The organism is Deinococcus rhizophilus, from assembly GCF_030271215.1.
GTDB lineage: Bacteria > Deinococcota > Deinococci > Deinococcales > Deinococcaceae > Deinococcus > Deinococcus rhizophilus.
The window spans coordinates 1-10,122 of record NZ_JASNGB010000106.1; the positions used below are offsets into that span (position 1 = coordinate 1).

11 protein-coding genes, 1 tRNA gene, 1 other RNA gene and 2 pseudogenes are annotated in these 10,122 nt (G+C 71.3%); 8 read left to right on the forward strand and 7 right to left on the reverse strand.

The genetic code is table 11. The annotated features are described in order from the left end of the window. Positions 1 to 333, forward strand: a pseudogene (locus tag QOL99_RS11255) (GNAT family N-acetyltransferase); the annotation flags it as partial. A gap of 456 nt (positions 334 to 789) precedes the next feature. Here QOL99_RS11255 and QOL99_RS11260 read toward each other — a convergent pair. The 3 genes from QOL99_RS11260 to QOL99_RS11270 all read right to left on the reverse strand — a co-directional run bounded on the left by QOL99_RS11260 (position 790) and on the right by QOL99_RS11270 (position 2,763). Beyond that, positions 790 to 1,110: a hypothetical protein gene (locus QOL99_RS11260; protein ID WP_285523904.1), complete on the reverse strand. Its 321-nt coding sequence runs from the start codon at positions 1,108 to 1,110 to the stop codon at positions 790 to 792. After that, positions 1,055 to 1,513, reverse strand: a complete 459-nt coding sequence (locus tag QOL99_RS11265; RefSeq protein WP_285523906.1) for a multidrug DMT transporter — start codon at positions 1,511 to 1,513, stop codon at positions 1,055 to 1,057. Before QOL99_RS11265 ends, QOL99_RS11260 begins: the two co-directional genes overlap by 56 nt. 104 nt (positions 1,514 to 1,617) lie before the next feature. After that, positions 1,618 to 2,763 (reverse strand): S1C family serine protease, encoded by a 1,146-nt coding sequence (locus QOL99_RS11270; protein ID WP_285523908.1) that lies wholly within the window; start codon positions 2,761 to 2,763, stop codon positions 1,618 to 1,620. 205 nt (positions 2,764 to 2,968) lie between these two features. On the opposite strand from QOL99_RS11270, the gene QOL99_RS11275 reads away from it, so the two are divergent. Then, positions 2,969 to 3,259, forward strand: coding sequence for a gamma-glutamylcyclotransferase family protein (locus QOL99_RS11275; protein WP_285523925.1), 291 nt, complete (start codon positions 2,969 to 2,971; stop codon positions 3,257 to 3,259). Positions 3,260 to 3,305: 46 nt separating this feature from the next. Here the strand turns inward: QOL99_RS11275 and rpsO are convergent, their stop codons facing one another. Continuing rightward, positions 3,306 to 3,581: a 30S ribosomal protein S15 gene (gene rpsO / locus QOL99_RS11280; RefSeq protein WP_285523910.1), complete on the reverse strand. Its 276-nt coding sequence runs from the start codon at positions 3,579 to 3,581 to the stop codon at positions 3,306 to 3,308. Positions 3,582 to 3,769: 188 nt separating this feature from the next. Between rpsO and QOL99_RS11285 the strand changes: the two genes are divergently transcribed. Further along, a tRNA-Leu gene (locus tag QOL99_RS11285) sits at positions 3,770 to 3,854 on the forward strand. A gap of 116 nt (positions 3,855 to 3,970) precedes the next feature. Next, an RNA gene (ffs, locus tag QOL99_RS11290) (signal recognition particle sRNA small type) lies at positions 3,971 to 4,069 on the forward strand. A gap of 15 nt (positions 4,070 to 4,084) precedes the next feature. Here ffs and QOL99_RS11295 read toward each other — a convergent pair. Then, positions 4,085 to 5,023, reverse strand: coding sequence for an aminoglycoside phosphotransferase family protein (locus QOL99_RS11295; protein ID WP_285523912.1), 939 nt, complete (start codon positions 5,021 to 5,023; stop codon positions 4,085 to 4,087). A gap of 5 nt (positions 5,024 to 5,028) precedes the next feature. Then, positions 5,029 to 5,400 (reverse strand): hypothetical protein, encoded by a 372-nt coding sequence (locus QOL99_RS11300; protein WP_285523914.1) that lies wholly within the window; start codon positions 5,398 to 5,400, stop codon positions 5,029 to 5,031. Between the two features lie 121 nt (positions 5,401 to 5,521). On the opposite strand from QOL99_RS11300, the gene QOL99_RS11305 reads away from it, so the two are divergent. Both QOL99_RS11305 and QOL99_RS11310 read left to right on the forward strand, forming a co-directional pair. Then, positions 5,522 to 6,169 (forward strand): carbonic anhydrase, encoded by a 648-nt coding sequence (locus QOL99_RS11305; RefSeq protein WP_407650174.1) that lies wholly within the window; start codon positions 5,522 to 5,524, stop codon positions 6,167 to 6,169. 110 nt (positions 6,170 to 6,279) lie between these two features. After that, positions 6,280 to 7,014 (forward strand): YebC/PmpR family DNA-binding transcriptional regulator, encoded by a 735-nt coding sequence (locus QOL99_RS11310; protein WP_285523918.1) that lies wholly within the window; start codon positions 6,280 to 6,282, stop codon positions 7,012 to 7,014. Positions 7,015 to 7,085: 71 nt separating this feature from the next. Here QOL99_RS11310 and QOL99_RS11315 read toward each other — a convergent pair whose 3' ends face one another. Beyond that, positions 7,086 to 8,606, reverse strand: a complete 1,521-nt coding sequence (locus QOL99_RS11315) for an amidohydrolase (RefSeq protein ID WP_285523920.1) — start codon at positions 8,604 to 8,606, stop codon at positions 7,086 to 7,088. 79 nt (positions 8,607 to 8,685) lie between these two features. Here QOL99_RS11315 and QOL99_RS11320 point away from each other — a divergent pair, with 79 nt between their 5' ends. Beyond that, positions 8,686 to 9,720 carry a response regulator gene (locus tag QOL99_RS11320; RefSeq protein WP_285523922.1) on the forward strand — a complete coding sequence of 345 codons (1,035 nt, stop codon included), beginning with the start codon at positions 8,686 to 8,688 and terminating at the stop codon, positions 9,718 to 9,720. A gap of 165 nt (positions 9,721 to 9,885) precedes the next feature. Next, positions 9,886 to 10,122, forward strand: a pseudogene (locus QOL99_RS11325) (hypothetical protein); the annotation flags it as partial.

A 10,122-nucleotide genomic window follows, 5' to 3' on the forward strand; every position in this document is an offset into this window, starting at 1 on the left:
GAGGCCGAGGCCCGCACCGGAACCGACCCCGCCGCCCGGCGCCGCGCCCTGCACGCGCTGGGCCTGCGCACCGTGGACGTGCCCTACTGGCAACCCGTGGGCGGCAAAGGCGGCGGCCCCCTGACCGACCTCGACCTGCTGTTTCACCCTCTGGAGGGGGCAGGGACCGTGCCCACCGCCCTCGTCACCGCGACGATGGAGGCGTACTGGTCGGCCTGGCTGGGAAAAGACCGCGCCCACCACGAAGCGCAGGCCCTGGCTGAGCGAGCCGGAGCGGACCGGGTGGCGCTGCTCCCCGCGACCCAGACGCCGCGGTACTGGCGGGTGGGGTAGGGGGCAAACCATTTGTCGCCTGGGAAGGACGAGCTTTGCTCGCCACCCCCCCTCCCAGCCTCTCGCGGTGCGAGCTGTCCCAGCCCCCCCGCAAGGGGGGAGGGGTCGCTGCTGACCTGCTCTTGCTCAAGCTCTCTTTTCCCTGTGCCAGCCGATCTCAACGTCCCACCTGACGAGTCCACTTTCCAGGCAGCCGAGCCGTTCGGCGCAGCTGCGCCGGGGCCGTTCCCTCGGGCGGGACTTGCAAAGCTGCGCAGCAGAGGATGGCGTGGAGGGAGAAACGGGGGCGGAGCAAGCGAGGCTGGAGGATGGGGGGACGACCTTTGCCCAGCGCAGCGCTGCTCCCCCCTTCCCTCTGGGGAGGGGGGCTGGGGGGGAGGGGTAAGCCGAATCAAGATGCCCAGCCCAAAAAAGCGCCACGCCCCTCAACGGAACGTGACGCCCCTGAACACTCCCTCAGGCCGCAGGCTGATCCGTCGGCACCTCGGCCTCCGCCCCACGCCGCCCCCGCCCCGGCCGCTCCGCCGCTGCGTCTGCGGGAGCCGGGGCCGGGGCCACCGCCGGAGCGCCGATCCGCGCCAGCGTCTCCCCGAAGGCCCGCATCGCGTCGCTGGCCTCCAGCTCGGCCACCGCGCGGGCGTTCAGCGCTCCCAGCTCCTCGCGGGTGACGGCGTACTCGGGGGCGTCGTGGCCCTTGAGGGTCCGCAGGACGCTGTAGGCGTTACCCGCCTCCACGGTCGCGCCCTTGCTGGTGGTCACGCGCTCGTCGGTGGTCATGTCGGCGCCGACCAGCGTGATCGCCCNCGCCGATCCGCGCCAGCGTCTCCCCGAAGGCCCGCATCGCGTCGCTGGCCTCCAGCTCGGCCACCGCGCGGGCGTTCAGCGCTCCCAGCTCCTCGCGGGTGACGGCGTACTCGGGGGCGTCGTGGCCCTTGAGGGTCCGCAGGACGCTGTAGGCGTTACCCGCCTCCACGGTCGCGCCCTTGCTGGTGGTCACGCGCTCGTCGGTGGTCATGTCGGCGCCGACCAGCGTGATCGCCCCCTGCGAGATCAGGGTCACGCGGTCGCCCCGCTCCTCCATATGGGCGGCGAGTTGCAGCAGCCCCCGCAGGTGCAGCATGTGCGTGAAGAGGTCGAGGTGGGCGAGCATCGCGCCCGCTTTCTTCAGCAGGGTATCCATAGCTGCATTGTTCTGTTTCTGGCAGAATTGTCAAGTCTTCTTCTTGCAATTCATGAAGTTGGGGCGGGCCACCCGCAGGCAGACCCGCCCCTTTCAGCCCGCCCTCAGTTCCGGACGGCCGTGCGCGGCACCAGCGTCAGGCTCAGGTCCAGTGTCCGGCCCTCCCGCAGCACGCGCAGGGTGATGGTATCGCCGGGCTGGTAGCGCCGCACCGCGAACTGGAAATCCGAGAAGTTGGCGATGCGCTCGCCATTCACGGCGGTCACGATGTCGCCGGAGATGCGGTTGCCGTCATCGTCGTAGTCGAGCGGCTGGAGGCCCGCTCTGGCGGCAGGGCTGCCGGGCGAGACGCGGGTGAAAAAGGCACCCGGCGTGTCCCCCAGTCCCAGACCCAGCAGGTCGTTGGCTTCCGCGAAGCGGTCGGCGGGAAGGTTGGTCAGGAAATCCAACCGGGGGTCCAGCCCGATCCCGATGACCGGCGCCTCGCGTTTGACCCCCCGTCGCAACTCGGCCAGCCGGGCGTCGGTGCGGGTTACGGGCACCGCGTAGGACGTGATGGCCCCCCGCCGTTCCACGCTGATGTAGCTGATGACGCCCACGGCCTCGCCCCGCGCGTTGATGATGGGGCCGCCGCTGTCGCCGGGTTGCAGGCGGGTGTTCAGTTCGATGACACCCGACGGAAAGGTCGCCTGATCCGAGGCCACGTCTATCCCGGTGACGCGCCCGGTTTTCAGCGTCAGGAAGGTGCCGTTGCCGTTGCCGATCGCGAGCGCCGCTTCTCCCACCGCCGGACGCGCGGTCGCCAGCGGCATGGCCGGAATCTGGGCGGGCAGGTTGACCTTCAGCAGCGCCGTGTCCGAGTTCTCGTCGAAACCCACGATCTCCAGCGAGTAGCGGCCCTTGCCCAGCGTCACCGCGCTGAGGTTCCGCCCGCCCTTGACCACGTGGTAGGCCGTCAGCGCGTACCCGTCCCCGATGTGAAAGGCCGTGCCCACCCCGTCAGGCTCGGTGCAGTCGTTGGGCGGACAGTCCTCGATCCGCAGGGTGGCGGGACGCAATTTCTCGTAGAGGGCCCGCAGCGCCGTGGTGTCGGCAGCGGTCAGGGGCGCGGGTGTGGCGCGGGCGGGCGCGGTCTGCGTGGCTGGGGCGGCGGCGGGCGCGGCAGGCTGGGCCCGCACACTTTCGGAGGCGAGCAGCAGGGCGGCCAGAAGAATCAGGCCGCGCGGCGCGGCGGTCCGGTTGGCGTTCATGCCGCAGTGTGGCCTCCCCGGCGAGGGACATGTGTGCTCACCCTTGCCTTGTGAGCCGTCCATGTGACCTTGCAGCGGAGGCTGGCCGGACGAGCCTGAGCCCCGAGTCGCCTCCACGCGTGTTCGTCTACGGCACCCTGCTTCGTCTACGGCACCCTGCGGCCCGCCGGAGTCGCGGGCGGCGGTTCTGCCGGGCTTCCGGCTGCTGCACCTCTCGCCCGAGAATTCCCCCGCCCCTGTGCCGGGTCGCCCGGACGAACGCGTGCGCGGCGAGGTGCTGACCTACCCTCCAGAGGTCTGGGCACGGGTTCTGCCCCTTCTCGACGCGCTGGAAGGCGTGCGCGACATGCCGCCCCTCTACCACCGGCACCGGGTGACCGCAGTGCCCGGGGCAGGAGGCCCGGAGGCCGTCTGGACCTCCGTGTACGCGGACCGGGCGCGGCTGACCCGCCCCGGCGCGGTGCCTGCGCCCGGCGGCGACTGGCCCCAGCAATAGAAACCCGCCCCCGGACAGGCCAGGGGCGGGCAGTGCCGGGGGGCGTTTAGCGGACGATGCGCTGGCCGCGGCGGATGCCGAGCTGGTCGGTCAGGGCGATGTACTCGTCGTAGTTGGTGCGCTCCAGGTACTTCAGCAGGCGGCGGCGCTGGCCGTTCATCAGCTGCAGGCCGCGCTGACCGTGCTTGTCCTTCTTGTTCTCGGTCAGGTGCCGGGCGAGGTTCTGGATGCGCTCGGTCAGCAGGGCCACCTGCACGGCGGTGCTTCCGGTGTCTCCCTGGCTCTTGGCGTGCGCCTGGATGGTCTTCTGTTTGTCGATCATGGGCTACCTCTGGTGTTGTGAAGTCCCGCACGCAGCAGCCGGGGCAAGAGGCCGGTTCCCGTAAGCCCAGCCTGGCCCCACCACTCGCGGCGGCAAAGGTGAGACTAGCACACGGGCCGCGCCTGACAAGAGGACGCCGGTTGACAAGCGTGGGGCCGCCGCCTATCATCCTTTTCGCTTCAACCGTTGCTGGGGTGGCGGAACTGGTAGACGCACTAGCTTGAGGTGCTAGCGCCGCGAGGCGTGTGGGTTCAAGTCCCATCTCCAGCACCAACGGGCCGCCGGACTCTTTTCAGGGGTCCGGCGGTGCTCTTTGCTCTCTGTGTCTGTCTGGGCTGTCTGTGCCCGCTCCGGCAGGGTTCCAGAGGTGTGCTATTCTCCGCAGCGCATTGCTGGTGCAGCGCAGCGGGAACGCTCGAACCTGGTCAGGGCCGGAAGGCAGCAGCCATAAGGGATGATTCTCGGGTGCCGTTGCTTCCCGGCAATGCTTTTTTGTGCTCGGGTCAGGCGAGGAGCCGCGCCGCCGCCTCCAGATAGCGGGCGCCGGGGTCCGGCAGGCCGTGATGACGCAGGTACAGGCCCGTCGAGACCCTTACCAGAACTGTCCATTGCCAGACCGCCTCGGGGTCGGTGCCGGTCGCCCGCGCCATCCGGTCGCACCAGCCGCGCACCTCTGACCGGGGATGGTCCGAGGCCAGCAGATGAGAGTTCCAGCCCCGCAGCGCCACCCCGAGGTCGTATTCGGGTTCGCACAGGAAGCCCTCGGGGTCCACGAACACGTAGCCCGTCTCCGCGCCGGGGCGGGCCGCCTCTACTCGCAGCAGATTCCCGACATGGGGGTCGCCGTGGACAAGGACCTGCCGGGCCGGGTCGCGGGCCTCGTACCGCTCGTGGGCGTAGCGCAGGGCCTGCCGCACCGCCGCCTGAATCTCCCGGTCCTCCCCCGCGAGGTCGCGGATCAGGGTCAGCAGGCTGGCTGCCCTGTGCTCGGTGCTGCCGGGCAGGGCGCAGCGTCCAGGCGGCACCTGCCAGGCCTGCTTCAGCGTCGCGGCGGTCAGGGCCAGCGCGGCGGGAAGGTCATGGTCCTTCTCCGCCGACGGCCCGAGGGCCTCCAGCAGCAGGGCTCCCCGGCCGGGGTCATGCCTCAGCACCCGCACGTAGCCGTGTCCCCGGGCCGCCAGGAGGGTGGAGATCTGCGTCTCCAGCGCGGGCTCCGGCAGGGCCAGCTTGAGCACGGCCCGCCCACCGTCCGCGCCGGTGACCCGGCACACGTAAGAACGGCTGCCCCCCGTCAGGGCCTCGCCCCTCTGCAGCTCCCAGTCCCGGCACTGGCGCTCCACCGCGCCCGGCAGCGAGTCCAGCCACTGCTGACCGGGGGCGCCCAGACTCCCCGCGTAGGCCCGCACGGTGGGTTCGACCTCCAGGAAAAGGGAGTCGTCCATGAGGCTCAGCGCGTTTTGGGCACCAGCACCAGCGCCTGCGTTTCCTTCACCACGGCGAGCCCCCGCAGCCGCTCGGGGTCGAGGTCCCCGGCCTTTGCCAGCGCCTCGGCCTTTTTGCGGTCGATGGTGGCGGCCTCCAGCGCGGCGGCGTCCCCGAACACGTCGCGGAAGCGGTCGAGCGGGTACTCGACCCGGCGCGACACCTTGAGTTCGGCGCGGTAGAGGTCGGTCTCGGCCCGCTCGCCCGCCGCGAGCGCGGCCTTGATGCGGGCGCCGAGGTCGTCGCGCTCGGCCTCCAGGCCCAGCAGGGTGTCGCGCAGGGTGGCGTAGCGCTCCAGCAGCTCGTCCAGTGTCAGGTCCTCAGAACGGCCCGTCATCGCCTCTGACGATACGTCAGGAGCGGCGGGTAGGATGCGGAACGTGAACGAGCCCACCCCTCCTTTTGACCCGGCGGACCTCGAGCGGCGCATCCTGGACGCCGTGCGGCGCGGGGCCAGCATGCAGGACATCGCCGCCCTGCGCCCCGACCGCATGGCCTCACCGGAGGACGCGATCGAGGCGCTCAAGGACGGCAACGCCCGCTTCTTTTCCGGGCAGGCCACCCGCCCCGAGGCCAACGCCAACCAGCGCCGCGCCCAGATCATGGGGCAGACCCCCTTCGCGGCGGTGCTGGCCTGCAGCGACAGCCGGGTGCCGGTGGAGATCGTCTTCGATCAGGGCCTCGGGGACCTGTTCGTGGTGCGGGTGGCGGGCAACGTGGTGGGCGAGTCGGAACTGGGCACCCTCGAGTACGCGATCCGGCACCTCGACGTGCGCCTGATCGTGGTCATGGGGCACGAGGGCTGCGGAGCCGTCGCCGCCGCGCTGCTGCCCGAGGGCGACCTCGCCCGCGAGCCCGAGCACCTGCGCCGGTTGATCGCCCGCATCCAGCCCAGCGTCCGGGACCTGCCTCCCATCCGCGACAAGAAGGCCCGGATGCGCGAGGCCGTCCTGAACAATGTCCGCCATCAGGCCGCCGCCCTGCGCGGGCAGCCCGTGATCCGGGAGGCCGAGGCGAACGGACAGGTGCGGGTGATCGGCGCCTTTTACGAGATCGGCTCGGGCGCGGTGGACTTCCTGACCGAGGACGACGACCTGCGGGTGTGACGGCTCCTGCGGGCCAGCCGGACCCGCGCTAGAATGCGCCCCAACACGCGCCCCCAGCCTTCTTTCCGGTGGGCGCGTCTTTCGGGGTCAGGACAAGGAGACGAGGGACCATGGCCGGACACAGCAAATGGTCACAGATCAAGCGCAAGAAGGGTGCCAACGACAAGAAGCGCAGCGCGATGTACTCCAAGCACATCCGCGCCATTCAGGCGGCCGTGCGCTCGGGCGGCAGTGGGGACCCGGCGGGGAACCTCGGCCTGAAAAACGCCATCGCGGCGGCCAAGGCCGACACCGTGCCGGTCGACAACATCGAGAACGCGATCAAGCGGGCGGCGGGCGCGGCCGAGGGTGCGGCCGAGTACAAGGAAGTCACCTATGAGGGCTACGGCCCCGGCGGAACCGCCATCTTTATCGAGACGCTGACCGACAATGTGAACCGCACGGTGGCCGATATCCGCGCCGTGTTCAACAAGCGCGGCGGCAGCCTGGGCACCAGCGGCTCGGTCGCGTGGCAGTTCGAGAAAAAGGGCGTCCTGCTGCTCTCCGATGCCTCGGAAGCCGCGCAGGAGGCCGCCATCGAGCACGGCGCCGAGGACTTTCAGGAGTCCGAGGACGGGCTGGAGATCAGCACCGCGCCGAACGACCTCTACGCCGTGCAAGACGCGCTGGCGGCGGCGGGCTTCCGGCCCGAGGGCGGCCAGATCACCATGATTCCCAGCAACACGGTGGCCGTGGACGAGGGCGACGGCCGCAAGCTGCTGGCGCTGGTGGACGCCCTCGAAGACCTCGACGACGTGCAGAACGTGTACACCAACGCGGAGTTGCCGGAGGACGTGGAGGCGTAAGCGTCTGATTTCTGGAAGGGGAAGCGGCAGAGGGCAGGGCATTTCCTCCTCTGCCGCTTCCCCGTTCGCGCTTACAACACCAGCGCCCGCGCGTTTCCGCCCAGCCGGTCCCAGAGGGTAAAGGCCGCCCGCGCTCCGGGCCGGATGATCCCCTCGTCGTCCCACCCGGCGGCGAGCGCGGGGCCGCGCGTGTGCGCCCACAGCACCTCCCGCTCGGTCAGGGCCTCGCCGGGGGCGATGGCCTCGCCCGCGTCGTCGCGGCGGGTGAGGGCGGCGGCAAAGTTGGCGCGGTGCTCGGGCGGCGCGACCGGGGCGTCGGACCCGAAGGCGAGGATGGCCCCGGCGTCCATCAGGGAGCGGAAGGCATAGCTGGTGTCCACCAGCGAGGGCAGCAGCTCCCGGATCATCGGGCCGTCGGCCTGCAGGTGGATGGGCTGCACGCTGGCGGTCAGGCCCCGGAAACGGGCGATGTCCCCGGGGCGGACATGCTGGGCGTGCTCGATCCGCAGCCGCACGCCCACCCTGTCGGCGAGGGGCCGCAGCGCGTCATACACGTCCAGCACCTCGGTGTTCGCCCGGTCCCCGATCGCGTGGGTGACGGGCGTGAGGCCCAGCCGCAGCGCCTCCCCGGCGAGGTCGCGGATCAGCTCGGGCGGATCGAGCGGAATCCCGGTGCCTGACCCGTCCGCGAAGCCGGGGGCGTGCAGCCACGCCGTGCGGCTGCCCAGCGCCCCGTCTGCAAAGAACTTGACCCCTCCCCACTGAAAGAGGCCGCCCGGCGTCAGGCGCAGCCCCAGGTCGCGGGCGTGCGCGAGGCGGTCGTGCGGCAGCGTGGCCCACACCCGCAGCGGCAGTTCGCCCCGCTGGGCCAGGAGTTGCACGGCCCGGGGCGCCTCCACCGGCTCGAAGGCCATCGTGTGGGCGCTGACGTAGCCCCGCGCGGCCAGATCGTCGGCCCCCGCCCGCGCCGCCGCGAGGTACTCGGTGTCGGTGGGCACCGGGCGCACCCGCGCGACGAGACCGCTGGCGTGTTCCAGCAGCGTTCCCAGCGGGCGCACGATGCGGCCTCCCTCGGGGTCAGGGGTGTCCTCGGTGATGCCGCTCAAACGCAACGCGAGCGAGTTGGCCCAGCTCAGGTGCAGGTCGCGCGAGTAGATCAGGACCGGGTGGTGGGGGCTGACCTCGTCCAGCAGTTCGGCGGTGGGATACCCGGAGAGGCCCAGTTCGGAGAGCAGGAAGCCGCCGCCGCGAATCCAGGTGCCGGCGGGGGTGTTGGCCGCCCGCTGGCCCACTTTCGCCTGCACCTCGGCGACGCTACGGGCACCGTGGAAGTTCAGCTCCGAGAGCGAGAAGCCGTAGCTCACGAGATGAATGTGCGCCTCCGCGAGCCCCGGCGTGAGGGTCAGGTCGCGGTGGTCCCGCACCTCGGCGCCCGGCGCGAGGGCCCGCAACTCCTCGCGGCGGCCCACCGCCAGGACGCGCCCGCCGCCCACCAGCACGGCCTCCGCCTCCGGTTGCCGCTCATCCAGCGTGAGGGTCCGGGCGTGGAGGACGGTCAGGGGAGGGTGCAGGCCGGGTCCGGGCGTGGTCATGCCCCCCAGCGTAGCCCGGCCAGCGGGGGTGTGAATCCTGGTACGTGTCCGGGCTCTGGCCGCTGCTACACTGCCCCCCATGCCGCGCATCCTGGTCGTGGATGACGACGCCGCCATCCTCAAGCTGGTCAGCGTGATCCTCTCCCGCGCCGGGCACGAGGTCCGCACGAGCAGTCATCCGGTGGAGGCGCTCGATCTCCTCAAGGTCTTTACGCCCGATCTGGTCATCAGCGACGTGGTGATGCCCTACATGACGGGCCTGGAGTTTCTGGAACAGGTCCGGAGCCACGAGAAGCTGAGCGCGGTGCCATTCATGCTGCTGTCCAGCCACGCCGAGCGCGGGGACGTGCGCCGGGGCATGAACCTCGGGGCCGACGACTACGTGCCCAAGCCCTTTACCCCGCAGGACCTGACCACCGCCGTGGACGCCCGGCTGCGCCGCGTGGGCCTGACCCGCACCCAGGAAAGCGGCATGTCGGCCCGCGCCCTGGGCACCGCGCAGGTCGTGTGGCAGGGCACGGCGGTCGCGTGGGTGTCGCGCAAGGCGCTGGAGCTGTTTTTCTACCTGCTCGAACGCCGCGAGGTGACCTCCTGGGAAGCGGCCGAGGCGCTGTGGCCGGAAAAGGACGAGGCCCGCGCCAGCAGCCTCTTTCACACCACCCTGCACCGCCTTCGCCGCAGCCTGAGCAGCGAGGCCGTCGTGAGCACCAACCGCCGCTACGCGCTGGCCGAGGGGCTTCAGCCCGACTACGACGTGGCCCGCTTCGAGCTGCTGTCCAAGCAGGCCGAGGCGGGCAGCCTGGGCCTGGAGGAACTGCGCGAACTCGCCGACCTCTACGGCCTGTTCCTGCCCGGTGCCGACAGCCCCTGGGTGGACGAGGTCCGCGCCCGGCTGGAGGCCAAGCAGCTCAGCGTGCTGGGTCTGGCGGCCGAGGCTGCGGCTGCAGCAGCCAGACCCAAGGACGCCGCGCAGTTTCACCAGCGGGCGCTGGCCCTCGACCCCATGAGCGAGAGCGACTGGCGGGGCCTGACCGGAGCGATGGAGACCCTGGGTGACCCCCGCGCCAAACTCGCCGCCCGGCGCGAGGCGTGGTGGTCGGTGGGCCTGGACTGAGCCCGGCACCGGGGGCCACACACCGGCGGCACGGCGGCGGCGGTCCCACCCCCGGCCGCCGTTCTGCATTTCTTCGGGCAGCGGGGGAGGACCCCACCCGCTGAGCGGCGGCACTTGGCCCTCCTCTCATACCGGGCGCCGGGCGAGGGCCGCAAACTGCGCCCCATGCGACACCTTCTGTTTCCCAGCAAGGCCCAGGCCGACGCCTTTATCGCTGACCTCCGCGCCCAGGGGCTGATTCAGCCCGAGACGGGCCAGACCACCGTCAACCGCCGCGCGGCGGGCACGGCGACGGGGACCATGACCACGTCGGACACGGCCTACGTGGAGGGCGGCGGCACCCCCGAGGACGCGGGCGAGGGCGCGGTCAAGGGCACGGGCGTGGGCGCCGTCGTCGGGGCG

What these genes read in the sequence shown, in the direction of transcription:
- QOL99_RS11260 (WP_285523904.1), bottom strand. Translation starts at nt 1,110, where the DNA reads ATGACCACCGACGAGCGCGTGACCACCAGCAAGGGCGCGACCGTGGAG.
- QOL99_RS11270 (WP_285523908.1), bottom strand. Translation starts at nt 2,763, where the DNA reads ATGAACGCCAACCGGACCGCCGCGCCGCGCGGCCTGATTCTTCTGGCC.
- rpsO (WP_285523910.1), bottom strand. Translation starts at nt 3,581, where the DNA reads ATGATCGACAAACAGAAGACCATCCAGGCGCACGCCAAGAGCCAGGGA.
- QOL99_RS11295 (WP_285523912.1), bottom strand. Translation starts at nt 5,023, where the DNA reads ATGGACGACTCCCTTTTCCTGGAGGTCGAACCCACCGTGCGGGCCTAC.
- QOL99_RS11300 (WP_285523914.1), bottom strand. Translation starts at nt 5,400, where the DNA reads ATGACGGGCCGTTCTGAGGACCTGACACTGGACGAGCTGCTGGAGCGC.
- QOL99_RS11305 (WP_407650174.1), top strand. Translation starts at nt 5,522, where the DNA reads ATGCAGGACATCGCCGCCCTGCGCCCCGACCGCATGGCCTCACCGGAG.
- QOL99_RS11310 (WP_285523918.1), top strand. Translation starts at nt 6,280, where the DNA reads ATGGCCGGACACAGCAAATGGTCACAGATCAAGCGCAAGAAGGGTGCC.
- QOL99_RS11315 (WP_285523920.1), bottom strand. Translation starts at nt 8,606, where the DNA reads ATGACCACGCCCGGACCCGGCCTGCACCCTCCCCTGACCGTCCTCCAC.
- QOL99_RS11320 (WP_285523922.1), top strand. Translation starts at nt 8,686, where the DNA reads ATGCCGCGCATCCTGGTCGTGGATGACGACGCCGCCATCCTCAAGCTG.